The sequence below is a fragment of the Campylobacter pinnipediorum subsp. pinnipediorum genome (assembly GCF_002021925.1).
GTDB lineage: Bacteria > Campylobacterota > Campylobacteria > Campylobacterales > Campylobacteraceae > Campylobacter_A > Campylobacter_A pinnipediorum.
Genome location: NZ_CP012546.1, coordinates 1,017,484 through 1,043,530, shown reverse-complemented (window position 1 = coordinate 1,043,530; position 26,047 = coordinate 1,017,484). Strand labels below are relative to the sequence as shown.

Here is a 26,047-nt window from a genome sequence, read left to right as displayed (position 1 = left end):
GAGGGAAAAACCATATTAGCCCCAACAAGGGGCTAGGCTTAGTAAGCCTTGACTATAATTATACAAAGTAGTATAATTATCGTGTATATGGTTTTTGAAAGCATCAAAATCACCTCTTTTCCGAGGTAAAATTTAGGCTAGAGGTTGCTACTCTAGCCTAACCTCTAGTCGTAATTCTACTTTAAAACAAATATGAACAAACTTAACAGAGTCATTGTTAAACCTTTTGGTAAGGATAAATTCGAAGTAGTAGAAGATTTTATCTTTGAAAGTATAAAAGTACCTAAGGGGTATAAAAGCAATGGTGCAAATGTGCCTAGACTTTTATGGTCTATATTTCCACCGAATAGTCCTGAGTACCTATCAGCTACTATCTTACACGATTACTTATGTGATGTAGCTGATAGCACTGTCAAAGATAACATACTTAAAAATGTAAACTTTAAGTACGCCGATGACATGCTTCTAAAAGCTCTTTTAACTTTGAGTGTGAATAAATTTAAGTCTAGGCTGTTTTATTATAGCTGTAGAGCGTATCACAAACTAAGGTATAAACAATGATCAAAGATTATATTAATTATATCTCTTACTCCCTTATAGTTGTTTGCTTTTTATGGATAAATCATTTAAATAATAAAATAGATGAACTGAGATACAGACTAAACACGAGCAAGATAACAAATGAGCTTTATATCTCAAACCTTAGTGACTGTAACTCTAAAATAAAACTTCAAAATGAGAAGCTAAAAATTCTAAGAGTAGATAAAGAAAAACTAAATAATGAGCTTATAAAACTTGATGATAAATTTAAAAAGATAACAACACCAAAAGCAAATAGCAAGTGTAATGTAAAACTAAAATACTATGAGCAACTTTTTAAGGAGCTTTCGTGATGAAAACAGAAACTAAAAACAGAAATTGTAAGTTTGTATTTTATATCTTTGTAGTTGTTTTTTTGATTATCTTAGCAGGTTGTGCTGATAAGCAAGTGATAGTAAAAACAGAATATAAAGATGTATACGTGCCAGTGAAATGTAAAGTAGAGCTACCAAATAAACCAGCGTTTGATGAAAAAAATCCACAGACAGCAAAAGAGCTATCTAAATACTATAAACAAATAGAAATACTTTTAAAGGAATGTATAGATGAATGATATCTTAATATTTTTTGAAAAAAATAGTTATTTGCTTTGGATAGCAATTATTGGTCTTGTGGCTGGATTTTTAAATGATAAGTATAGTGAAGATAAGACAAATACAAGAAAGATAGCCAACTTCTTTACAGGTGCAATATCTAGTATGTTTTTTTGTTGGATTGCTTATGAAATATCATACTATTTTACAGACCATGAAAGATTATCTTTGGCCGTTGGTGGGTTTGTCGCTTGGAGAGGTGCTGAGTGGATAAATAGCATAGTTGATAAATTCATAGAGACAAAAACGAATAAAGGCATTAGATGATACTTCACATAATGAGAATAAAAGATATAAACGATGGGAGTATTGGCGAGTTTGAGCTAAAAAATAGTGATGATGAGATAATGCTAAATGGCTACACACTAGAACCAGCAGGACCTGACACAATAGAAAGAAACAAAGATAAAAGAATACCAAAGGGACTTTATCATGTCTCTTGGCATTCTAGCCCTAAGTTTAAAACGACATTGCCACTCTTGCACAATGAAAACGTAGCCAAAGATAGGTTTGTGCTGATACATGCTGGGAATTACCCAAAGGACACAAAAGGATGTATCTTGCTTGGGGCTAGTTATGATGATAAGGGCGTGTATAAAAGCAAAGATACTTTAAATAAATTTTTAAAATTAACAAGATGTAAAGAGCTAAAGGTGGTAATAAGCGATGTCAGATGAAGAGTTGCAAGCATTAAAAAATAAGATTAATTACTTAGAACAACAGATAGAGAACCTATCAAATGCGGTAGATAGAATAAATAATAATGGCATGAGTTCAAGAGTAAGGGATATAAACAATACTCTTACTCTACAAAATGCAAAAATCAGGAGAATACAAAGAGATGACAAATACAAACTATAATGAGGTATATAAAGAGAGACTAAAGGATCTGCTAGAGCTATCAACAAAAAAAGATAGCCCGTATAGTGAAACGATAAAGTTTTTAGAAGAGAAATTTAACGAGTATAATATAACAAATGACTATCGTATAAAGATACTTATTGCACTGCTTCCACAAATGACACTGCAATTTACACAAACAGCAATGCAGGTAGCTTTGCAATTAGCAGATGAAGACCTTAGCTTTGCTGTAAAACTTGAAAACCTTAAAAAGCAAGGCAGTGCTATGGATGCAAACATAGAAGGGATAAAAGAGCAAACAAAAAATCAAGAGATAAAAAATGCCAAGCTATCAGAACAAAGAGCTGATGAGCTGGAAAACCTTAAAAAACAAGGAAGAATGCTTGAAGCTCAGATAAAAAAGTTAGAAAAAGAAAATAAACTGGCTCAGTCCCAACAAGAAGCGATAGATAGACAAGTAAAGGATAATAGAGTAATAAAAGTGCTTAGTGTTTTAGGAAGCTTTATAGAGGGTAATCAACAAGGCGGTATGATAGTGCCGTCTGATATGACTAAGTTCTTTTTTGATTTACAAAGTGAGCTTATCAAAAATGATGTAAGTATCACTAAACCAACAGAAATGAAAATGACAGAGCGAAAGAAATAAGATAGATGTATATCGCATTTAAAGACTTTGTAAACACTACATATAATTTTAGCGATGATGTATTTAATGAGCTTGCTGGAAGTAACTTTGATGAGAGTTATGCGAGCGGAAGTCTTTACAATGCCTTTTCTTTGCCTATGCCAAATTTAAAAGGCTTGTTTATAGAACAAGGCGGGTCTTTAACAGAAGCAATACTACAACTTAATGAAGACTTTGCAGAGTTTGCACTAAGTGCTATACAAATATCACTTGAATATAAAGACTATGAAAGAAGCTTGGACGGCTTTGTAAATGCTGCTGAAGTTGCTATAAATGCTATAAATGATTTAAGACATTATGGTAATGAGCTATCAAACCGTGATAGTGAGAATGTAAGATTTAGTAAAACAAATCCTTTAACTTCTGGAGAGTTTGGAAATATTGGTATCTCTGGAAATGGATACTATAAAGCTGGTAGTTTGGCAGGGCTTGCTGATGAGATACATAAAGATAGTGCTTTGGAAAATGTGCTTGAGAGTATTGGCGGTGCTTATTTAGGCTCTCTTGGCTCAATCTTTGCTGGTATTGCATTTGATTATGCTAAGGATGGTAAGTTTAATGCTTCAAACATAGCAGAGCATGTTTATAGTGGACTTCTTAAAAAAAGTGTAGATGTGGCTATAAGCAAAAGCTTATCGGCACTTGGAACTACGATATCTCCTATTGGTGGGTTTATAGCATTAAAAGCAGTGCAAACACTTGTTACAGAAGCTTTAGAAGTAGCAACTGGGCTTGATAATCGCTTTGGATTTGGTGGTGATTTGGTAGGTGCTGTAAATATTGATAATAAGCAAGTGGATGCTTATATCGGCGATAGAAGCTTTTTACAGGGTTTAAAATCTATAATAGGTCTTGATATGGGTGCCGAGTTTTTAACAGACATAGATAAAAATGTTCTTGGGTTTGCATATAATGAAAAAATATCAGCTGTTTATCAAGGCGACAAACTTGTAAGCAATATAACCAATAATGTGTTTAGTGGCACGATAGTTGATAAAAGGCTTGGTGCATTTTTAGAAACTGGGTTTAATAGCTTTTCTGTCCGCCACTAATACTTTTAGGTACCTTTCAAAACCTTTCACAAAGCCTTATAAAATCGAAGTTTTAAAGCCTTTATACATTTCAATGCTTTGCTTTGCTTTTAATATTTTTTTGTTGACTGTTTTATTGACTACTAAAAAATAATTAGATAAATTTGGTTTTGAGTCAACAAAAAAAGACATTTAGCCTAAAAAACAAGCAATTTATACTAATCAATCAGAATATAATAACTCACATAAACTAAACATATAAATGGTAAATCAAGAAAATATTAAATTGTTTAATATGGAGATAATAGATGACAATATTAGAAGAATTGAGCTTAAAAGATAAAGAAGTATCAATATTATTAAGACTATAGTGTAAGAACTAGAAAATTACCGCAAGAACTGAAAAAATAAAAACAATAAGCATTGCAAACTCAGTTAGTAGATTTGTGGACTTATTAAAAAACAATCAATTTTACAAGATAATTTGTAAAATCAGACTCTATCTTTACAAAAGTAATTAATAAAATCAAACAAATAACAACAGCCATTCTTTCAAAAATTAGAAGAATAATAGAAAAAATAAACAAAAAAGAGTTATAAAAACAAAAGGCTTTAGAAAATAAAACTAATACACTAACGACAGATATTGGTAGTGAATCAGATAGTTGGTTTGGGATGAAGAGAATGGATGTAGAGATAGAAAAAATGAAGGTATATTTAGCAATTAAGACTACCTCATATTTTGTGTAAATAAACACTTTGTCTAGAAAGTAATTTTGTCTTGATTTGCCTTATTTCTCCATCAAGCCTATCTTGAAAAACTATAGATAATTTAGATATGATTTTAGCTGAATGTAGGATAGATTTGTCTTGTTTTTTAACTATTATTGTAAACTCAGAATACTATTTCAAATAGAGAAAATTATTACTAGTAAAGTTTTAGTAATTTTTATAATTTGTTAAATCCTTCAACTATATTTGTAGTATAAATAATTCTTCTAAGAAATCTATATTAACTTAAGAATTTAGAATACTAAGTCATTGAAAGACTTGGTATTTTAATGTGTTACTTATTGCAGTCTCTAGAGTTAAACTTTTAACTTCCTCATCTATTCATACCAATTTGCATCATATCTTGATTGTTTTGTATATCATTTTGAGTTATAGATGTTAAACCATTGTCTTGTGTATAAGATTTTAGCTGTTTTGTAACTTTATTTATTTGAGTACTTGATATAAAATTACCCTCACTTAACTCTATCTTGTTTATTCCCTTTCTATTATCTTTGTATCTAAATATTTCTTGTATAGTGATGGAATCGGTAGTATATTTAATCTTTATAATCAAACTATTTTGCGAATTGTCTATAAATATTAGATCATTCCTGCTAATTCCTTCTTTAAATTTAATAGTGTCGTTGTCTCCATCACTATCTTCATTGCCATAAGGATTGTCATTGTCATTTCGACCAATTAGTGCTTTATCATTTTTAGTTCCAGAACTAGTAAAAAATTTTATACTTGTATCTTTTGATAATGTAGTTAAATATTCGGTTAAAAGCTCTTTGTCTTTAGCTCTTGTGGTAAAATTTTCAAGCAAATCGATAGCATTAACTATTTTGCTTTTATCTTCATATAAATCAATAAACCCAGCTAAATCAGTAAATGCTTTTGAGGGTTGGTGTTATGTACTTATGAAATTTTTAATAGTTTCGTTATAGTTCAAAGAAAATTTATATTTATAATTTCCTTGTTTATCTTTTTTCATCCACATTAAGTGCTGCAACGTCCATGTATTCTTTTAGTCTTGTTTGGGTTAATAATGACTTACAAGCAACATCCACTATGCTTTTATAAGTTGAGTTTATATAATTAATTATATTTTTTCTATCATAATTACTAGTATAATACAATGTAGCGGTTGTTGTTTCTTTGAAATTTATTTTTTGGTTTTATACCTAAAAAATTATTAATAATCTCTCTATTTAGTTTAGAAATTTATTTTAAATAAAAAATTTAATGTGCTATAATTTTTATTTTTAGAAAGGTAGAATATGTTTAAAAAAATATATGAGTTTTTAACTAAATCAATTATTTTACCAATATCTTTTGCCATCTTAATTCTTATATTAATAAGTTATCTTTCTTTTGGCATTAAAAATAATAATTATAATACAGATATATTTTACTTAACCATATGTAATTTAATTAAAGATTTTAGCACGATTAATTTTTCCAATTTAATAAATATTGCAATATACTTTTTAACTATCATAATGTTGTGGATAGCTATAACGCAAATAAAATTGGCAAGAAAGCAAGAAAAGAAACAAAGGGAACAGAAAAAAATATCTTCATTGCCTGTGCTAAGAAATTTTTCGACAAACATATTCAATGCTTCAAATTTTATGGTAAATTATAAAAACCATGGTTTTACAAGCTACCCATTACAAGAAGTTGGAAATATATATAACGATGTAATAAAAGATATGTTAAATTATTTTAATAATATAAATAATGATTATCTTAGTGTAGATGAAAAAAAGAACATACAAAAAAGCTTTTTAAAATTAATAAACGAATTGACCAAAAGCTTTGAATATAATTTTGATTTAAATTTATTTATAGAACAAGAGAGTATAAATTTAGAAAGCGATAAAGCAAAAAAAGTTTTAAAAGATATATGCAGGCAAGTTAGCAATCAATTACTGCATGATCATAGCATTAATATATTATTTTCAGGACAATACATATTTAATCAACTTAAAAAATTAAGAGATGAGCTACTTTTTGTTGGAAATTCTGATATATATTCTAAAATTAATGAAATGGTAAATAAATTTCAGCATATGATGAAAGAGGCAAATAAAAATAATAATTTAAAATTTTTTGTTAAATTTAAAGAATTTAATGAACTATCAAAAAAAGAAGAAATTAATAAGTTGCAAAACTTCATAGCTAATTTTAGACTAAAAGAATTAGAAGAAAAAGAAGAATTAACAGATGCTGAAAAAGAAGAAATTAATAAGTTGCAAAACTTTATAGCTAATTTTAGACCAAAAGAATTGGAAAAAATATGCTTAAATCTTGCTAAAAAATACATTAAAGAATATAACCAATATTGTGAAAAAAATGCGAAGTTAAATAATTTAATCACTAAAGAAAGTAAAAAAAATGAATATTTTAACGTTTATATACTTTCTATGATAGGCTTTTATACTTATGCTATTGTAATTGACTATCTAAGGTCTAACAACGAAGAAAAAATCAGCGAAGGGTATAACAAAATAACAGATGATTACATAAAAGAAATGTCTCACAAATCAATAAAAGCCATAGAAGACATTATTAAAGAGGCTTTAAAAATATATGAATACCAGAAAAAATAAAAAATAGCGGAATTAAAATTTTAAATTATGTGTAAAATATCTTAAAGTTAAATATTATATATGAATTTAATTTATAATACATAAAAAGCATAAAGAGAATTGTTTTTTATGCTTTTTATTCTAGCAAAACTTTTAAATTTAATAATTATTAATTATATTAACTAAAATTTAATTCTTGATAATGATTGTATATTAATTTTTTAATTATATTTATAAGAGATTCTTCGCTTTGCTTTGAATGACATTCTCCACTGAGGGCTCATCCGAAGGATCTAATGTGATTTTTACACTTCTTTAAACTTATAAAATACTTGTCGGAACACCTATTGATTTACCTATGACTTCATGATGCTAATTTTCAAAATCTTTATGCTTAATTTTATTCTATTTTTATAGCTTCTTTATCATACCGCTTAAAGCCTCATTTTTTATTATACTAAAACATAATTATGTAAAAACGCATATTGGCTATGAAGTTATTTTATCTTAATAATTTTAATATCTTCTTTAAAACCTAAATATTTTATTAAGATAATAATTAAGATTAATGATATTAATTTATTATAATTAAACTATGTATTAGTAGATAGTGAAATCAATAAATTTGTGTTAGCTAATTTTTAATTAATATTTTAAAATAGTTATTTTTTAAGATTATTTAATTAATTTTTTATTTTAGTGTTTTAATAAATTAATATTTACATTAATACAATTTTTTAATGCTTATCTTTTACTTACATCTATTTATCTGTGAAGATAGAGTATAGTTGCTTTTATGTTATTTGCTTGTGAGTTTATAATGTCTAGCTCCAACTCTTTGTTTAATGATTTAATTAATAATTCTAATATTTCTATCTTATTTCTCTCGCCTCTAAGGTAGAGTTTGTTTATTTGATCTGTCTGTTTTTTGGTTTCTAAGAATGCATTTAAATCAGCTAACTCTTTTTGATATTCTAATTTAGCTTGTACTTTTTTATACTCTATCTTTTTGGCTTCTAATTCTTGTTTTTCTATTTTAGACTTTCTTCTACTTTTATTATAAAGCTCCCATCCTACTTCATAACTATGTTTATCTATATCTTCATAAGATTCATAGTGGTTTTTAGTATCACTTCTATAAAAGTCATATTTACCATATAAAGATATAGCAGGATAGTATGCTTTTTCTAAGTATTATTTTAAAAGCTCATTATTTTTTAGCTTTGATTTGAGTAATTTAGCTTTATATGTGTTGTTAAAATCTGTAAAGTTATATATCCCCATCTCATCGCTAAAATCATCAAGTTTATCTAATGAGTTTATCTTTATGCTACTTATTACCATTATAGACGAAAGCGTGGTTCTAGTTTCTAGTTTTAAATGTTTTAATTTATAGTTATTTGCACTTATATCATCAAGTTGTCCTGCGTCTTGTAATCTTTTTAAGTATCAACTAAGTGAGCTATATGCCTTTTCTGGTTTGGTGTATATATCTATGTTGTTTTTTAAATTTAGTGCTTTTTTGTAGTTTTCAAGCAAGTTTAAACTGAGTTCTATTTTATAATTCCATTTATCATAAGTAGCTCTTGTTTCGTTTTCTTCAGCAGCTTTAAGTTCTAATATATCTTTGCCAAGAGTAAATATACCATATCTAAGTATGATTGATATTTGACTTTGATAAGAGGTAGAGTTTGGAAGTAAGCTCTCTTACATGTATAGAATTATAATTTTTATCAAATGTATCTGAATACTGAGATAAAGCACTAAATAGTAATCTTGGATAAAAGTCAGCCTTTTGAAATTTAGTATCTTCTTTGGCTATCTTAATATCTAGCTTTTTTATATTTATAGTTGGTGAGTCTTTTTTGGCTTTATTTAGCAGGTATTCATAATCATACAAAGCTTCTTTTGCAAACAAATATATTCGTCAAAGATATAAAAGCTAAAATAATCGGTTTTTGCATTTAACACTAAGCCCTTCATCTAGGTATTTAATGAAAGGGTATATAAAAAGCTCGATAACTCTTTTTTCCTACCTTTCCTTAAGGCCAATACGCTCATACCAGACTCTATCTCTTTAAGCTCTCCGTCTACTATTAAATTTGTTTTTAAGGGCTTGACTTTTATCTCCTAAATTTCACCCAGTTTTTCATCCTTTATAGAGTCGTTTGCAATATGTATTAGTTTGCCATCTATCTTGCCATATTTTTGAAAGTTAAAAGCATCTATTTTTATAGAAACATTTTGGTTAAGTTTTAAAAATCCAATATCTTTGTTTAGCATATTTGCACTAATGATTATTTGATGGCACTATGGACAAAAGTTGTTCAGTATTACTAATAGATGATCCAATGGTGTGAACTAAAAGTTTTCAATATAGCCATCAGCCGGTGAAGTTATGATTTGCTGTTTTGTTTGGAAGTTTAGAGCATTTGTCTCAGCACGAACCAAACTTGCCTCTTTTTTCTTAGATAAAAGTTTATCCGCCCTTTTTGATTTAGATAAAACTTTTAAATACTTCAAACTCTTTTTTAATCTCGTTTAGTCTGGCTTGTTCTATAAGCAACTTTTTGTTTGAGACTATAAGTTGTGATTTTAAATCAAGCTCTTTAATTTTTGCATCTTCATATTCTTTATAAGCTATAATATTTTTACTTTATTTAGTTTTTGCATTCTTTTAGTTGCAATATTTTTTAGTAAGGCTAGCTTTTAATGTCTTCTTTATTTTGCTTTAATGGAGTTTATGAGTTGTTCTATTTTAAAGCTATATTAAGATGTGGTTTTATCATAGTTTATTTTTTGGCTTATATAAAGAGCTTTTTCATCTATGCTTAAATTTGAATCTTTTACAAAATTATCTTTATTTGCCAAAAGTTCCAATCTTGTTATAGAGTATTTTCAAGCTTTCAAGCTCTCTTCTTTTGTTGCAAGATTTACTTTTGGATACATTAGGATCAAGTAATAATCAAAGGTTGCTTGGCTTTAATCTTATCACCTTCTTTTACAAGAATATGAGAGATTATCCCGCTTTCAAATGGTTTTAATATCTTTATATTTCCACTTGGTATATACTTGCCACTTGCACTTACAGCAATATCTACTTTTGCAAAGAATAACCAAAAAACCCAAATATTATAATAGCAATAACTATCCAAATAACTGATCTTCCTATTGGATTTAGTGGAGTCTCTTCAATCTCAATAATCGTTGGCTTAAACTCATGTGAATCATCTTTTATATCTTTAAATATTTTAAACATATATATTCTCGCTATATTCTGAACTCATATTAAGATACCTGTTTGTTATATAAGTTTTTGCAATATCCATTTAGTGCCATAAGTTCTTCATGAGTACCACGCTCTTTTATCTCACCTTTATCTATTACAAATATCTCATCACAATGTTTTACAGTACTAAGTCTGTGGGGTATTATTGTAAATGTATGATTGTGCTTTATTTTGTTAATGTTTTTGTTTATAAAGCTTTCACTTTCATAATCAAATGCAGATGTTGCTTTATCAAATATAAGAATTCTTGGATTATTTATAAGTGCTCTTGCTATTGCAATTCTTTGTTTTTGACCACCACTGAAAGCTTGAGCCTCTTTCTCCTACTAAGGTATCATATCCATTTGGAAGCTCACTTATAAACTCATGTGCTTGAGAGCTACTTGAATGACTTGTTTTATACTAGCATTTGTAGATGTAAATGTGATATTACTTTTTGTGCTTCCACTAAAAAGATAGCTCTCTTGTAGAAATTAAAGATAATAGTTTAAAATATCTCCTAATCTATCTACACTTAAAAGTGCTTGTTATAACTCATTCCAAAGACCAACCAAACGCATAATTGGAGCTAAAAACTGACCTGCAAACATTTGAAATGCAATTAATTGTCCAACACTTAACTTTCCATCTATTATACAAGTCCAACACCAAGGTAAAGTATACTTAAAGTCATTAGTTTTTGTAAGGCTCCTGCTATATTATTTAAATTATTTAGATCAAAACTAGATCTTACATATTTGCTTAAATACTCTTCCTATTGTTTTTGCATACTACCTTCAATATCTAGGGATTTTACTGTTTGCATACCCGTAACTGACTCAACTAAATAAGAGTTGTTCGCGGCTCCCATTTGAAATTTATCTTCAAGTTTTTTCTAAGAATAGGAGTTATAAAAAAGTATATTAAAGCAATTACCGCTACAAACTCTATTGTAGCTAAAGTTAGTTTTACGCTATATAAAAGCATCATAGCAATAAATAAAATATCAAGCAATACTGTAATTTGTCTGCTATAAAGTCTCTTATCCTCGCTACTATATTTCCTGCTTTTCTATTTTTAAAGTAGGTCATAGGAAGAAAAACTAAATGGCTAAAAAGCTCACTGCCTAATCTTGAATCGATTTTAGTAGTTGTGTGAGCAAATATGTAGTTTCTACATAGTGATAAGCATTTCAAAGATAATAACAGCAAAAAATGCAATTGTAATAACATTTAGCGTGCTAATGCTATGATGTGTTAAAACCTTGTCTAGAACTACTTAGGTAAAGAGTGGAGTAATTAAACCAAATAGTTGCATGATAAATGAAGCTATTTATATCTCAAATACAATTCTTTTAAACTCAAGCATTCTTTTATAAAACCAAGCAAAACCAAATTTGATTTGTGAACTCAATGCCTTATGTGTTGATACTATAAATTTTAAAGTTGTTATTACTGTAAGTTCTTCTTAGCTTATCTCTCTTGCTTCATTTTCACCATCATAAATTAAGTACTTATCACCATCTTCTAAAACTTTTAAAATAGTAAAAAAAGTGTTATCTTGTTTTTGAACCACAAATGGTGCTTTTTTGTTTATAGTAACCCTTAGCCTAAGTGAGCTAAGAGCTGTTTTTATAAGAGTCTTTGTGTTGTTGTTTGTCTATAGTTTAAATTAATTTATTTTTTTAATTTATGTAGACTATAAATTTATATTAAATAAAATTATAATTATAAAATAATTAAATTCGTATTTAATTTTGTCTAAATTTCAATTAGAAATATAAGAAGAGATATTATTTTGTCTTAAAATATCTCCAAAATGACTAGTTATTCCAATATTCCCTACAAGCTCAATTCCTACATCAGTATTTTTAATTTCATTTATTAATAATCTTAAAGCATCTAACCCTTCATCTGTATTAAATTTTATAAATGATGAAGCGTGTTTGTCTACTATTGTATGTTGGCTTGTTATTGTTGAATCGTTTTTTAATTGATTAAGTTGAACTACCCAAACTTTTTTACCATCACAAACCCACTCTATAGATAATTTATTTCCTAAAATATCCATGTGACTTCTTAATTTGTTGTGGACTTCTAAAATTTTATTTAATATATTTTTCGGTAATTTTTGAGATGGCTCAAGACCAACCATAAAAGAATCACCTTTGCCGATAACACCTTCAATAATATCATCTTTAAAATTTTTAGAAACAATGCTAGCTCCTGAAAATTTCGCTTCAACGCTTTCTTGAGATATAACACTAGCTAAATTCATTTTTTGGTTACCTTTTTTTTCTTCAGATGCAATAGTGTCAAATGGGTCTAGCCAACTATCTTTTGTTATATATTTTCCTGGTTCTTTAACTAAAGGACAAGTTCTAAACCATTTTTCGCTTGAACCTGTGTGTTTACCAAAAGTAAATGGCGCAACTCTTCTAGAAATGACAGTAGTGTAAGGAATATTAAACCCTAAGCAATCTGCTATTAAAAGACCAAAAACTTTATCTCCTAAAAATTTTGAAAAATTATTTGGCCATGAGATTTTTTCATTATAATTATAATTTTCAAATTTTTCATATTCCCATAAAATAGTATGCTCTTTATTAACTCCTTCTTTATTAGGGTGAATACTAAATTCAACTCTATAATCTTTAGTAAAATTGATATTTGGAACGAAACCATATACTTTTTTTAACAGCATATAACCTAATTCTTTGCCAAATTTGCAAATTCCATCTTTCTCAACACATTTTGGAGTATCGTCAGGTGAGAATTCTATAATATTACCAAGAACAACACCTGATACACCACCATCTTTTATATCTATATTTTCGTTTATTATAGAATACATATTATTAGATGCATTTGCTTTGATTATCTGCAATATTTCTTCAATATCTTTTTTTTCTTTTCCGTAATGCAACTTATGTCCTTTTGCGCTTACTTTACTAAAGCTACGTATGTTAACCATACCGCTTCTGGAAGAGTCTATAAGTTTCATTATTAAAGATTTAGTATTTAAACTTTCATATGAGTTTAAATTATTTATTACAACTAATTTAGGTTTTTCAATATTTTTTGGAGATATGCTAATAAATTGAGCTATGTTCCCATAGTTTGATTTTATTATTTCAAATAGTTTGTCGTCTTTTAAAAGTTCTTTCATTTTGTATCCAATATATTAAATTTCAAAATCATCAATCAAAGAATTTAAATGCAAATACATTTTTCTAGCATAATCATCAGTCATTGTAGATATATAATAAGCTATTTTTTTTTGTCTATCTTTTTCTTCTGTATGTTTATCACAATTATATTCTTTTGGTAAAATTTCAGGATGCTTCATTAAATCTTCAAATAAATATTTAATAATTTTTTCTCCTTTTATATCGCTTTTTTTAATTTTTATATTTCCTATATAATATTTGTCTACAATTTCTCTGAGTTCTAAATATTCATTAAAAATTTCTGTATCAATATTTATAATCTGCCCTTTTAGATAAGCTTGTCTTTGAATTTTATTTAATTTTTTAATATCTTTTTTTATATTTTCTTTTTCGGAATCTTCTGCATTTTGCAGATTTTTTTCTAATTTTTCTAATTTTTCTAAGATTTCTTTATTGTTTTTAAAATGTTCTTTTTCATCTTTGGTTATATCATTTATACATTGGTCAATTTTCTTTCCAGTCTCATCTTTGGTATCCATATTTATTTTATGTTTTTGTAAATTTTTAAAACTAGATTCAATTAAGTTATTTGTTAAACTTCTGATTAAATCTCTTGTTTGCAATTCTATTATATTCTTACCTGTAATCTTTTTTAGTATGTTTTCTAGTTGTTCTTGACAGGTTTTATCTTTTTTAATTATTTCATTATATAATTCACTTTTATAAAAATCCTCAAAATCATGGGTAATATAAGCTATTTTATCTGCCCATATAACAATTTGAGCCTCAAGGGTGCTTGGCGGTGTGCCTAATTCGTCTTTTAAAAAATCTATGAATTCTTTTTTAAAATTTTCATCTAATTCTATATTAAAGGTTATCAGGTCTTGATTGTCTGCAATTTGTTTATTTATAGAAAACATATCTGAATCATGTTTTAATATGCCTTCATAGACTTTATTATCAATCTTGGAGCCATAATTTCCCCAAATATATTTAACACTTTGTATTGAATGATAAAAACCACCATTACCTTCAAGCAAATCATTTAATGTTCTTTCCCCTGAATGTCCAAAAGGGGTATGTCCAACATCATGCCCTAAAGCTATCGCAGAAACTAAATCTTTATTTAAACTAAGGGCATCAGCCACGCTTATAGCTATTTGTTCTACTTCTAATGTATGAGTAAGCCTGGTTCTATGATCACCCATTTTTAACACAGGCATAACTTGGGTTTTATCTTGAAGCCTTCTAAAACCACCAGTATAAAGAATTTTATCCCTTTGTCTTCTTAGAGTTGTTCTGTAAGTTTCTTCTTTATCTTTATCACAATTATTTACATTTTTATGTTTATATGCATATTCGCACATACAATTATCTGCTTCATTTTCTAATTTTTTACATGATTTAGCTTCGTCATTCATATTTGCCCCAAGTATGGATTTATGTTAGTTAAACTTTATTTTACTTAAACAACTCTTATTTAATTATAAAATAATAAGAAATAGCATATATTAAATACTCATTTATTTTATAAAATCCAAAAAATTTTATAACTTTAGCTTAATTGTTTTACTAAATCAATTTTTAATAATTTTTTTATCATAATGAGTGTCTTTTTTATATTTAACTATATATTTATATTCTCTTTTTCTAAAATGACAATTAGTTTTTTTCGTTTTTCATAATTTGAAGTTAAAACTATAGTTTTACCGCTAGCTTGTATTTTTCTTAGGATTTTAGTATCAATATTTAGTAATTTTGATAATCTTTCAAATTGTGCATTACTCATTTTTGCTCTTCGTATATGGTGTAAAAATAACCCCTCATTATAATCTCTTATATTTCTATTTATATGAACATTCGCATAACTGTATATATTAAAATCTGAGTTTAAGATTTTATTTTTAAAATCATTATAAAAACTAGCAAGTTTTTTATTTTCATCTAATATACTGCTTAGTAATTCTTTTGTAATTTCTGGAAGATATGGAGTTCCATTTTCAAGTTTGTCAATATTAATTATTGAATTATAATGGACATTATTATTTATTAAAACGATAGTTAAATTTGGGCAATCCTCATCATAGGCATCAAAATATAAATTTATTCTTATTTTATTATAATGATAGCTTATTCTTATACAATCATTAATATTCTGATTTGTGTACTCTTTATATTTTTTAATTAAATATTCTTTTATACTGAGCATATTAATTTCCTTATATCTTGTTTATAAAATTACATTTTAGCATATTGTAAGAAATAATTTTTGAACGTTTAGTTATTGGTAATATCCTAAAATTAATTTTTATATATAAAATAATGACTATCTTTAAAATATCTATCAATAAATAAAATTCAAATTTGTGCTAAAAATACTACAAAATTTTGTCCAGAATTTTTATAATATTCTTTATATTTATTTTTTATTTTGCTTATATACTGTTCATTTTCTACAAAAATGTTTTTTATATATCGCATTATTAAACTTATCATTTTTGTTTTAAAATAATATTTTTAGATGCTTTAAGAATAGCCCCTAACTAAAGATTTTTATCAGACTTGTCAAACAAAAAGTATTTTCGCCCTAATATAACAAAGAAGAATTTAAAATTAAAAAATCAAATTTATTCTTAGCTTTGTAGTATTAGCACAATCTAAAGAATGCTTATATTATAAGATAAAACTATTTGTTTTTGTTGTCATTGTTAAAATTAACGCCAGTTTTAAATTTTATTATCAACCACTAAATTTTTTATTAATTCGTTTGATTTTTAAAGTAAAAAAACAATAATTAAAAATTCATGTAAACTACTATTTTTAAAGATAATATAGTAGCAAGATAGTTTTAAAATACTTTATGATACTCTGAAAGAGTAAGCTATGTAGTTTTAAAAACTAAACTATTTTATTTTTATAAAATTTCTAAAAAATGCATATAATAAACAAATATTATAAAATACATACATATAAAAAATTTGAACTATATTGCAATAATTAAAAGTTAGTATATTTTTAATTTATAAGCATATAATTTATATGCTTTAGCCCACGAAAAAAGTGGGCTAAGTATCTTATTTTTTGTATAAGAAATTTGGTAGGTTTTCTACTTTAGGGCAGTTTAGCTGTTGCATAACTTGAATAAATTCTCTTTTTAGGATTTGAGCTACTTGATCGCCACCTTTAGAGCCAAGAGCGCCAGTGCCATACATAAATGGTCTTCCTAAGAAACAAAACTCAGCACCAGAAGCTATAACTCTTGCTATATCAGGTCCTGTTCTCATACCACTGTCTATCATGATTTTTATCTTACCTTTGCCTACTTTTACTATATCAGGAAGAGTTTTTATACTCGTTGGACCAGCATCTAGCTGTCTTCCACCGTGATTAGATACTATAATACCATCCACACCCAAATCTATAGCTGTTTGAGTATCTTCAACAGTTGATATACCTTTTATGACTATTTTTCCAGGCCAAATATCTTGAATATCTTTTATCCTATCAACTGTTAGCTTTCCATCAAAGAAATCATCCATAAACATACCAAGTTGTTGAAGATTCATCTTTTCTGTCATGTATTTTTCTAATGTCTCAAAACGAGGCATACCACCATTTAAAAGTGTTTCAAAGGCCCAAGTTGGTTTAGTCATAGCATTTAATATGTTTCTTATATACATAGCAGGAGGCATACCAAGACCATTATAAACATCTTTTGGTCTATAACCAAAGGTAGGAACATCAGAAAGAAGACATAGAACCTTGCAACCATTATCCCAAGCACGCTTTAAAATATCCTCGCGACGTTCTTTGTCTTTTGGATAATAAAGTTGAAACCAAAACTTACCATCTGTAATTTTAGCTGCCTCTTCTATAGACATAGTTGTAACTGTTGAAAGCATAAAAGGTATATTGTGTTCTTTTGCTGCTTTAGCCAAATATTGTGGAGTTTTAGGCCACATGAGAGACTGAAGCCCAACAGCGCTTATACCAAATGGCGCGTCATAAGTTTCACCAAATAACTCCACTTGAGGATCTGAATCTCTAAAATCAGTCAAGTATCTTGAAACCATTTCTATCTCTCTGATTTCAGATGTATTTTTAGTAACATTTAAATCATCGTTACAACCTTCTGTTAAATAATCATATGCGAAACGAGGCATTCTTTTTTTTGCTTTTATACGCAAATGTTCTACACTTGGATACCTTACATCAATGTGAAAAGGTTTTTGAGGTCTACCCATTATATCTCCTTGAAAAAATAAAAAAATAATTTTTGTGTTATTATATATTAAAAAATAATAATGATAATTAATTTTTTATTTATTAATTGTAAACAAACGTTTTTTAATAATCAAAAAAAAGATAGCTATCATAACTATCTATAATTTAAAAATTACATCAGTTAGATATATTAATGGGTTAATTAACAAGAGCTAAATTTATTTTATTAGCAAATATTTTGAACTGCTTTATTGCTACCACTTAGTTTTGCTTGATTTAGCAAGCTGTGTGCATGTTTAAATAAATGTTTTCAAATTCTCAACCTTTTAAATAAAATTTAACTTCACATCAACTATTTTTCTCTACTTTTTATTTTGTTACCAAGCACATTTTTGTTATTTGCATTTATATCAAACCCCATTCTGTTATTTTATAAATTAAATGTGTAAAAGCATGATATTAGTGCTATCATACATAAGTAATGTAAACTTAAAAAGCAAAAAAGTGAGTATTTAAACTCCATTGCTAGTTTTTTGTACTATTGGTGTTTATAGTATAGATAGTTTTGCTCGTTGTGTTTTTTTGCGTGATAAAATGAGTATATTATTTGTTGATATAGTTTATTTGCTTGATAGTTATATAAGAGATAAATATGCGATAATTAATATCTTTTGTTTCAAAAAAACACAGCATGTATAAAAGTATTAAAAAAATATTTATTATTTAGATAAAACAAAAGTTTTTTATGGTATCGTATGCATGATATTTTGTTACTTTTATACTAAGTAATATCTCGGGAGTTATATGACAGATAAATTTTCAAAAATAGGATTTGTTTTGGCTATGGCTGGTTCTGCGGTTGGCCTTGGAAATGCATGGAAATTTCCAACCATGGTTGGAAATAATGGCGGTTCAGCTTTTATAGTTATATATCTACTACTCACATTTTTTGTAGCTTTTGTAGCTTTTTTAGCAGAATTAAGCATAGGAAAATTAGGAGAAACAGATCCTGTCCATTCTTTTGAAAAACTTGCACCTAGATATAAAAAACAGTGGTCTTTAGCTGGATTTTTTATGATAGGTGGCATCTTGATAGCATCTTTTTACTTGCTTGTTATAGGATGGATTTTAAAATATGTTATACTTAGTTTTGATAAACTTCCTACTACAACACAGGAGGCTGGAAAAGCATTTAATAATTTGATATCAAATGAGTTTCTTAATTCGTTTTTATGCTTTAGTGTTGTTTTTGCAATGGTATTTTTTGTTGTTTCAAAAGGCATTAAAAGTGGTATTGAAAAGCTAAATTTTTGGATGATGCCTAGTCTTTTTATTTTGCTTATAATTATGCTTGCTTATTCTTTATCAATAGGAGATGGTTTTGTTAAAGCGGCTTCATTTTTATTTGTCCCTGATTTTAGCAAGATAACACCTGATATCATACTTCAAGCATTGGGCCTTGCTTTTTTTTCACTTTCTATGGGTGTTTGCACTGTTCCTACATATGCTGCTAGTTTGCCAGATGGAACAAATTTGGTTAAGTCTACGTTATCCATAATAACTATAAATATTTTAGTTGGTGTAATGATGGGGCTTGTTGTGTTTACATTTGTATTTGAATATGGCGGTGATACTACACAAGGAGGACCTGGGCTTATTTTTGTGAGCCTTGCAACATTATTTGCAAAGCTAGGAATTATGGGAAATATTTTATCTTTTATGTTTTTTATTTCATTATTATTTGCTGGAATAACAAGTGCTGTTTCTATGATAGAACCTTTTACTTTTTACCTTATAAATAAATTAAAAATTTCTAGAAAAAGAGCTTTATTATATATAGCTTGTTTTGTTTATATTCTTGGTTTTATGTGTATATTATCATTTTATGAGCCAACATCGTTTAATGTTTTAGGTAAGCCATTTTTTGATATTCTTGATTATTTAACATCAAATATAATAATGCCAATTGGAGCTATAGTCTTTAGTTTTTTTGTTGGATTTGTTATCAAAAAAGATGGGCTTTATATTTTATTTAGTTCATTTATGAATAAAACATTTTTTGAAATTTGGTATTTTTTATTGAGGTTTGTTGCCCCTGTGGCTATTTTGTTAATTATGATATATCAAATTTATAAGTAGTGCCGATGAATGATAAATTTTCTAAAATAGGTTTTATATTATCTATAGTTGGGGCTGCCATAGGTCTTGGAAATGCTTGGAAATTTCCATATATGGTGGGTATTAATGGTGGATCAGCTTTTGTCCTTATTTATCTTATTTTTGCTTTGATTGTTGGGCTTAGTATATTTTTTGCTGAGATGGCTATGGGTAAAATTTCACAAAAAGATACTGTTAATGCATTTAAAACATTAGCTACCAAAGGTCCAAATATATGGAAATTTGCCGGTATAGTTATGATAACAGGTGTTTTAATTGCATCATTTTATACTCTTATTATAGGTTGGGTTATAAAATATGTTTTTTTATCTTTTTCTAATTTGCCTAGTGATATTGAAATTTCCGGAAAGATTTTTAATGATTTTGTTTCAAAAAATTCTTTTGAGCAAATTTTATATTTTACGATAGCATTTATTGCCTATTTTTTCGTATTAACAAAAGGTGTTAAAGCAGGTATAGAAAAGATAAATTTATGGTTGATTCCTACTCTTTTTTTGCTTTTAATGTTGATGCTAGGTTATTCTTTCAGTATGGATGGCTTTTCTAAGGCAGCTGAGTTTTTGCTTGTTCCTGATTTTTCCAAGATAAACTCTCATACTATTTTTATGGCATTGGGGCTTGCATTTTTTACGATGTGCATAGGTATAGGTGCTGTTCTTAGTTATTCCACAAACCTTGATAATAAAACAAATTTATTTACATCATCTTTATATGTTGTTGTTTTAAATATTATTATAAGTATAATTATAGGACTTATAGTATTTACATTTGTTTTTGAGTTTAATTCATCTCCTACAGATGGAGTAGGACTTGCTTTCGTGTCTTTGCCTACATTATTTGCAAAGCTTGGATTTCTTGGCAATGTTTTATGTTTTGTATTTTTTCTTGCACTTGTTTTTGCGGGTCTTACATCCGCTATTTCAATGGTTGAGCCTTGTATATTATTTTTAACACAAAATTTTAATCTAACAAGAACAAAAGCTATATTTATAGTAGGAAGTGTTGTTTATATACTTGGAGTGTTATGTGCTTTATCAAACATAGATGGAATAAAAGATGATTTAGTTTTTTTTGGGAAAGGGTTTTTTGACTTATTGGATTTTATAAGCTCAAATATCATGCTTCCTATTGGCGGTATATTATTTTGTATCTTTGTCGGATATTTTATGAAATATGAAAGTTTAAAAGAATTGTTTATACCTTATATGGGAAAACACATATTTCAAATTTGGTATTTTTTATTGCGTTTTATAGCGCCAGTTTGTGTATTTTTAGTTTTGATTGGAGGAATAATTTAGTGGCGAAAGAGTATTTTAGTAAGTTAGGTTATGTATTAGCAGTGGCTGGATCCGCTGTTGGTCTTGGTAGTGCTTGGAAATTCCCATATATTGTTGGAGAAAATGGTGGATCGGCGTTTGTTTTGCTTTACGTTTTTATATGTTTTCTAATAGGAGTTCCTGTATTTTTAGGGGAACTTAGTATCGGAAAGCTTAGCGAAAGTGATAGTGTGAATTCATTTAGAAAACTAGCTCCTAAAAATAAAAAAATATGGGGATATTTCGGCATGCTTACTATGATTACAGCTGCTATTATTGCTAGTTATTATATTGTTATAGTCGGATGGGTTTTAAAATACATATATATATCTTTTTTAACATTACCTAGTGATATTGAAAGCTCTAAAACTTTATTTATGGATTTTATAACAACTGATATTTATGGACAAATATTTTTCTTTATATTGGCATTTTTAATTTGTATTGTTATACTTTCTAAAGGCGTAAAAAGCGGTATCGAAAAGATTAGTTTTTGGATGATGCCAGGACTTTTTATTACTCTTTTGGCGATGCTTGCTTATTCTTTTACAATGGATGGATTTGTCGATTCGGCTAAGTTTTTGCTTATTCCTGATTTTAGTAAAATAACTTTAAATTCACTATTTTTAGCTCTTGGCCTTGCGTTTTTTACGATGTCTTTAGGCATGTCTATTATCATTACATATTCAGCCTCTTTGTCAAATGAAACAAACTTTATTACATCTACTATAAGTATAGTAGCTATAAATATTTTACTTGCTATAATGATGGGGCTTATTATATTTACATTTGTATTTGAGTTTGGAGGAGAGCCTTCTCAAGGACCTGGTCTTGTGTTTATATCGCTACCTACTTTATTTTCAAAGCTTGGTATTATTGGAAATGCTTTAGCCGTTTTGTTTTTTATATCTCTTAGTTTTGCCGCTATAACTTCTGCTATTTCCCTTATAGAGCCATTTGTATTTTTTATGATTAGGGAATTTAAAATACAAAGGCAAAAAGCACTTTTTATAGTTAGCTTAGCTATATTTATAATAGGAGTATTTTGTATATTGTCATATATAAAAGATGTCGGAGATAGCATTTTATTTTTTAGTAAGAATTTCTTTGATTTTCTTGATTATGTTGCTTCTAATATATTGTCTCCTATAGGCGGAATAGGTGGAGCTATTTTTGTTGGTTATATTATAAAAAAAGAGGCATTACAAACACTTTTTGCTCCATATGCAACACAATTAGTATTTAACATATGGTATTTTATTATAAAATTTGTTGCACCAATAAGCATTCTTGCTATTATGATTAATATAATTTTTTTCAACTAGTTAAGAAAGAGTGGATTATGAATATAAATCTTGTTTCTGAGGGTTTTAGTTTTATGGTTCTTGGTATGAGTTCTGTATTTTTATTTTTAGTTATTATGATTTTTACACTTAGTATTCAAGGTAGGTTTATAAATAAATTTATAAAAAATGAAATAATAGACAACGATAACAAAAAAATATGTTTTAAAAAAGAGAATAATAACGAGTTGGTTGCAGCTATTAGTGTTGCTATATCTAATTTTAAAAAAAGATAAAATTTAAGGGAGCATTTAGATGGCTAAGAAATTTATAGATGTGATGGATACAACTTTTAGAGATGGATTCCAGTCTGTATTTGGAGCTAGAGTTCTTATGGATGATTTTTTTCCGGCAGTTGAAGCGGCAAAAAATGCAGGTATAACACATTTTGAATTTGGTGGGGGCGCTAGATTTCAAAGTCTTTATTTTTATCTAAATGAAGATGCTTTTGTTATGATGGATAAATTTAGACAGATAGTAGGAGAAGATGCAAATTTACAAACTTTAGCTCGTGGTGTAAATACAGTAACTCTTGATACTGGAAGCCGCGAGATAATAGACCTTCATGCTAAGATGTTTAAAAAACACGGAACTACTACTGTAAGAAATTTTGATGCACTCAATGATGTTGAAAATTTAAAATATTCAGGAGAAAGAATATTTCATCATGGTTTAAAACATGAGGTAGTTGTAACTATGATGGACCTTCCACCAAAATGTATTGGTGCTCATGATGTTGCTTTTTATGAGAGGATATTAAGAGAAATTCTAGATGCTGGTATTCCTTATCATAGTGTCTGTTTTAAAGATGCTAGCGGTACTTCAAATCCACAAAAAGTATATGAAACCATAAAAATGGCAAGAAAATTGCTTCCAGAAAATACACATTTAAGACTTCACACACATGAAACGGCTGGTGTTAGTATAGCTTGTTATTTAGCTGCTCTAGAAGCCGGAGCAGATGGTATAGACTTGGCTGCAAGTCCAGTAAGTGGAGGAACATCACAGCCAGATATACTTACTATGCTTCATACTTTAAAAGGCAAAGATTATGATCTAGGTTTGGATATAGATAAAATTTTAACATACGAAAACACATTAAAAGATTGTTTAAAAGATTATTTTATACCGCCTGAAGCTACTCAGGTAAGTCCTATAATACCTTTTTCTCCTATGCCAGGTGGAGCATTGACTGCAAATACTCAAATGATGAGAGATAATAATATCTTGGATAAATTTCCAGAAGTTATAGATGCTATGAGAGAGGTTGTAGAACTTGGAGGATATGGAACTAGTGTAACACCAGTTAGTCAGTTTTATTTCCAACAAGCTTTTAATAATGTAATGTTTGGAAAATGGAAAAAAATTGCCGATGGATATGGAAAAATGGTTCTTGGTTATTTTGGTAAAACACCAGTTAAACCAGATGAAAACATAGTAAAACTAGCAAGTGAGCAACTTGGACTAGAGCCTACTACAAAACATGCTATTGATTTGGCTGACCTTGATGAAACAAAAACTCTTAAATACACTCAACAAATTTTAGAAAAAGAAAATATAGAAGTTACTGATGAGAATTTATTTATAGTTGCTGCTTGTAAAGAAAAAGGTATCGCATTTTTAAAAGGTGAAACTAAAGTAAATGTAAGAAAGATAGACAATACAGTAAAAACATCTATAGCACCAAGTAATAGCAACAATAACTCAAATATTGGAAAATATAGTGTTGTTGTAAATGGAAATAGATATAATGTTGAAGTTAGTGAAGGTTTTGCTGATGGTGTTGAGATAAAACAAATCAAACAAGTTTCAAGCCAAGAAACAAATCAAAATCAACCTACAAGCTCATCATCTGATGACTCGGCTTGTATAACTTCAAGTCTTCCTGGTAGTATTTTTAAAATACTTGTAAATCCTGGTGATAACGTAAAATCAGGACAAGTTGTGTTTATAGTTGAAGCTATGAAGATGGAAATAGAGATAGTGTCTCCACAAGATGGCATTATATCTAGTATAGAGGTTTCACAAGGACAAAGTGTAGCAAATGGTCAAATTTTGGCTAGGTTTAAGTAATGATTTTTAAAAAAAGATTTATTTTAAAAATTTTACTACTAAGTTTTATTTGTTGCTTTTGTTTTACAAATATTTTTGCGAGCGAATCATCTTCTCAAAACAGTAAAGTTGAGTATAAACAAAAAAGTATAGGCGAATTATTTACAAATTTTTATAAAACAACTGGGGTTTATACTTTTTTAAACCCCAGCGATGATGTAAAAGATCATGATGGCAACCCTATATCAAAGTTTAATCAAAGTTTTGGAAAAATTATAATGTTTTTTATATGCTTTTTACTTTTGTATTTAGCGATCAAAAAAGGTTTTGAGCCACTACTTCTTATTCCTATAGGTTTTGGTGGATTACTTGCAAATATACCTATAGCTGATATAGCCGGACCTGATGGTTTTTTAGGGATAATTTATAATTTTGGAATTTCTACTGGATTATTTCCTCTTATAATATTTATGGGAGTAGGGGCTATGACTGATTTTGGTCCACTTTTGGCAAATCCAAAAACAGCATTACTAGGTGGTGCTGCTCAGTTTGGTATATTTGCTACTCTTATAGGTGCTTTGGCTTTATCTCAGTATACATCATTTTTTGATTTTTCACTTTCAGATGCTGCTGCTATAGGTATTATAGGTGGTGCCGATGGTCCTACCGCTATATTTTTAGCTTCTAGACTGGCTCCTGATTTGCTTGGAGCGATAGCTGTTGCTGCTTATTCTTATATGGCTTTGGTTCCTATAATCCAACCACCTATAATGAGAGCTTTAACAACCGAAAAAGAGAGAAAAATAAAAATGGTTCAATTAAGAGAAGTTAGTCAAATTGAAAAGATATTTTTTCCTTTAACTCTTGTTATTTTATGTGTTATGATTTTACCAGATGCTACACCACTTATAGGAGCTTTGGCATTTGGAAATTTAGTGAAAGAGTGCGGAGTAGTATCAAGGCTTAGTGATACTATGCAAAATGCACTTATAAACATCATCACTATATTTTTAGGTCTTTCTGTTGGTTCAAAACTAGCAGCAGAAAAATTTTTAGTTCCAAATACACTTGGTATATTGGTTTTGGGGCTTATAGCATTTGCTATAGGAACGGCTAGTGGTGTTATTATGGCAAAAATAATGAATAAATTTTCAAAAACAAAAATAAATCCTTTGATAGGCGCAGCTGGTGTTAGCGCTGTTCCTATGGCTGCTAGGGTTGTAAATAAAGAAGGTGTTAAGGAGGATTGCACTAACATTTTATTGATGCATGCTATGGGTCCTAATGTGGCCGGAGTTGTTGGTTCAGCTGTTGCTGCCGGTGTATTATTATCAATATTTAAATAAAAAAGGAAATAAT

At 28.1% G+C, this 26,047-nt stretch carries 27 protein-coding genes; 15 read left to right on the top strand and 12 right to left on the bottom strand.

The features are described from left to right. The first annotated feature begins 192 nt into the window (after nt 1-192). From CPIN17260_RS05395 to CPIN17260_RS05360, 8 genes are read left to right on the top strand one after another with little or no spacing between them, the layout of a single operon-like run. Nucleotides 193-561: a DUF1353 domain-containing protein gene (locus CPIN17260_RS05395; protein WP_078440699.1), complete on the top strand. Its 369-nt coding sequence runs from the start codon at nt 193-195 to the stop codon at nt 559-561. Continuing rightward, entirely contained in the window at nt 558-893 is a 336-nt protein-coding gene (locus CPIN17260_RS05390) for a hypothetical protein (RefSeq protein WP_078440654.1), read from the top strand. Before CPIN17260_RS05395 ends, CPIN17260_RS05390 begins: the two co-directional genes overlap by 4 nt. Then, complete coding sequence (locus tag CPIN17260_RS05385; protein ID WP_069637482.1) at nt 893-1,153, top strand: hypothetical protein; 261 nt, start codon at nt 893-895, stop codon at nt 1,151-1,153. The genes CPIN17260_RS05390 and CPIN17260_RS05385 overlap by 1 nt, the downstream gene beginning before the upstream one ends. After that, on the top strand, nt 1,146-1,460 hold the full coding sequence (locus CPIN17260_RS05380) for a phage holin family protein (RefSeq protein WP_069637481.1): 315 nt from the start codon (nt 1,146-1,148) through the stop codon (nt 1,458-1,460). The genes CPIN17260_RS05385 and CPIN17260_RS05380 overlap by 8 nt, the downstream gene beginning before the upstream one ends. Next, nucleotides 1,457-1,870: a DUF5675 family protein gene (locus CPIN17260_RS05375; protein ID WP_069637480.1), complete on the top strand. Its 414-nt coding sequence runs from the start codon at nt 1,457-1,459 to the stop codon at nt 1,868-1,870. Before CPIN17260_RS05380 ends, CPIN17260_RS05375 begins: the two co-directional genes overlap by 4 nt. Further along, nucleotides 1,860-2,054 (top strand): hypothetical protein, encoded by a 195-nt coding sequence (locus CPIN17260_RS05370; RefSeq protein ID WP_078440698.1) that lies wholly within the window; start codon nt 1,860-1,862, stop codon nt 2,052-2,054. Before CPIN17260_RS05375 ends, CPIN17260_RS05370 begins: the two co-directional genes overlap by 11 nt. Continuing rightward, nucleotides 2,035-2,700, top strand: a complete 666-nt coding sequence (locus CPIN17260_RS05365; RefSeq protein WP_078440697.1) for a hypothetical protein — start codon at nt 2,035-2,037, stop codon at nt 2,698-2,700. The genes CPIN17260_RS05370 and CPIN17260_RS05365 overlap by 20 nt, the downstream gene beginning before the upstream one ends. A gap of 5 nt (nt 2,701-2,705) precedes the next feature. After that, nucleotides 2,706-3,791 carry a hypothetical protein gene (locus tag CPIN17260_RS05360; protein WP_078440696.1) on the top strand — a complete coding sequence of 362 codons (1,086 nt, stop codon included), beginning with the start codon at nt 2,706-2,708 and terminating at the stop codon, nt 3,789-3,791. Between the two features lie 1,084 nt (nt 3,792-4,875). Here the strand turns inward: CPIN17260_RS05360 and CPIN17260_RS05355 are convergent. Then, nucleotides 4,876-5,370 (bottom strand): calcium-binding protein, encoded by a 495-nt coding sequence (locus CPIN17260_RS05355; protein ID WP_157887340.1) that lies wholly within the window; start codon nt 5,368-5,370, stop codon nt 4,876-4,878. Between the two features lie 808 nt (nt 5,371-6,178). Between CPIN17260_RS05355 and CPIN17260_RS05350 the strand changes: the two genes are divergently transcribed. Beyond that, on the top strand, nt 6,179-7,159 hold the full coding sequence (locus tag CPIN17260_RS05350; RefSeq protein ID WP_141071273.1) for a hypothetical protein: 981 nt from the start codon (nt 6,179-6,181) through the stop codon (nt 7,157-7,159). 1,173 nt (nt 7,160-8,332) lie between these two features. On the opposite strand, the gene CPIN17260_RS09195 is transcribed toward CPIN17260_RS05350, so the two are convergent. The 11 genes from CPIN17260_RS09195 to CPIN17260_RS05315 form a co-directional block, all read right to left on the bottom strand. Next, on the bottom strand, nt 8,333-8,482 hold the full coding sequence (locus CPIN17260_RS09195) for a hypothetical protein (protein ID WP_157887339.1): 150 nt from the start codon (nt 8,480-8,482) through the stop codon (nt 8,333-8,335). A gap of 307 nt (nt 8,483-8,789) precedes the next feature. Then, nucleotides 8,790-9,056 (bottom strand): TolC family protein, encoded by a 267-nt coding sequence (locus CPIN17260_RS05345; protein WP_078440694.1) that lies wholly within the window; start codon nt 9,054-9,056, stop codon nt 8,790-8,792. A 212-nt stretch (nt 9,057-9,268) separates the two neighbouring features. Next, nucleotides 9,269-9,421, bottom strand: coding sequence for a beta-barrel domain-containing protein (locus CPIN17260_RS09190; protein ID WP_157887338.1), 153 nt, complete (start codon nt 9,419-9,421; stop codon nt 9,269-9,271). 78 nt (nt 9,422-9,499) lie between these two features. Next, on the bottom strand, nt 9,500-9,661 hold the full coding sequence (locus tag CPIN17260_RS09185) for a hypothetical protein (protein WP_157887337.1): 162 nt from the start codon (nt 9,659-9,661) through the stop codon (nt 9,500-9,502). A 574-nt stretch (nt 9,662-10,235) separates the two neighbouring features. Further along, the gene (locus tag CPIN17260_RS09180; RefSeq protein ID WP_157887336.1) at nt 10,236-10,397 is read right to left on the bottom strand and encodes a hypothetical protein; all 162 of its coding nucleotides are present in this window, start codon (nt 10,395-10,397) and stop codon (nt 10,236-10,238) included. A gap of 29 nt (nt 10,398-10,426) precedes the next feature. Then, a complete protein-coding gene (locus tag CPIN17260_RS09410; RefSeq protein ID WP_226997041.1) occupies nt 10,427-10,702 on the bottom strand; it encodes a hypothetical protein in 276 nt (91 codons plus the stop codon). A 690-nt stretch (nt 10,703-11,392) separates the two neighbouring features. Next, nucleotides 11,393-11,638, bottom strand: a complete 246-nt coding sequence (locus CPIN17260_RS09405) for an ABC transporter transmembrane domain-containing protein (RefSeq protein ID WP_110109157.1) — start codon at nt 11,636-11,638, stop codon at nt 11,393-11,395. 535 nt (nt 11,639-12,173) lie between these two features. Continuing rightward, nucleotides 12,174-13,574: a hypothetical protein gene (locus tag CPIN17260_RS05330; RefSeq protein WP_069632003.1), complete on the bottom strand. Its 1,401-nt coding sequence runs from the start codon at nt 13,572-13,574 to the stop codon at nt 12,174-12,176. 15 nt (nt 13,575-13,589) lie between these two features. Beyond that, a complete protein-coding gene (gene dgt, locus CPIN17260_RS05325) occupies nt 13,590-14,996 on the bottom strand; it encodes a dGTP triphosphohydrolase (protein WP_069632004.1) in 1,407 nt (468 codons plus the stop codon). Nucleotides 14,997-15,202: 206 nt separating this feature from the next. Next, a complete protein-coding gene (locus CPIN17260_RS05320; protein ID WP_078406073.1) occupies nt 15,203-15,784 on the bottom strand; it encodes a hypothetical protein in 582 nt (193 codons plus the stop codon). Between the two features lie 865 nt (nt 15,785-16,649). Beyond that, a complete protein-coding gene (locus CPIN17260_RS05315) occupies nt 16,650-17,819 on the bottom strand; it encodes an alpha-hydroxy acid oxidase (protein ID WP_069636634.1) in 1,170 nt (389 codons plus the stop codon). 784 nt (nt 17,820-18,603) lie between these two features. On the opposite strand from CPIN17260_RS05315, the gene CPIN17260_RS05310 reads away from it, so the two are divergent. The 6 genes from CPIN17260_RS05310 to CPIN17260_RS05285 are packed head-to-tail and all read left to right on the top strand — an operon-like array spanning nt 18,604 to nt 26,034. Further along, complete coding sequence (locus tag CPIN17260_RS05310) at nt 18,604-19,938, top strand: sodium-dependent transporter (RefSeq protein WP_078397937.1); 1,335 nt, start codon at nt 18,604-18,606, stop codon at nt 19,936-19,938. Nucleotides 19,939-19,943: 5 nt separating this feature from the next. Further along, the gene (locus tag CPIN17260_RS05305) at nt 19,944-21,275 is read left to right on the top strand and encodes a sodium-dependent transporter (protein ID WP_078397936.1); all 1,332 of its coding nucleotides are present in this window, start codon (nt 19,944-19,946) and stop codon (nt 21,273-21,275) included. Next, nucleotides 21,275-22,618, top strand: coding sequence for a sodium-dependent transporter (locus CPIN17260_RS05300; RefSeq protein WP_078397935.1), 1,344 nt, complete (start codon nt 21,275-21,277; stop codon nt 22,616-22,618). The genes CPIN17260_RS05305 and CPIN17260_RS05300 overlap by 1 nt, the downstream gene beginning before the upstream one ends. 17 nt (nt 22,619-22,635) lie before the next feature. Continuing rightward, a complete protein-coding gene (locus tag CPIN17260_RS05295) occupies nt 22,636-22,872 on the top strand; it encodes an OadG family protein (RefSeq protein WP_069636781.1) in 237 nt (78 codons plus the stop codon). Between the two features lie 19 nt (nt 22,873-22,891). After that, nucleotides 22,892-24,709 carry a biotin/lipoyl-containing protein gene (locus tag CPIN17260_RS05290; protein WP_078397934.1) on the top strand — a complete coding sequence of 606 codons (1,818 nt, stop codon included), beginning with the start codon at nt 22,892-22,894 and terminating at the stop codon, nt 24,707-24,709. After that, nucleotides 24,709-26,034, top strand: a complete 1,326-nt coding sequence (locus CPIN17260_RS05285) for a sodium ion-translocating decarboxylase subunit beta (RefSeq protein ID WP_078406071.1) — start codon at nt 24,709-24,711, stop codon at nt 26,032-26,034. Before CPIN17260_RS05290 ends, CPIN17260_RS05285 begins: the two co-directional genes overlap by 1 nt. Nucleotides 26,035-26,047: the final 13 nt, after the last annotated feature.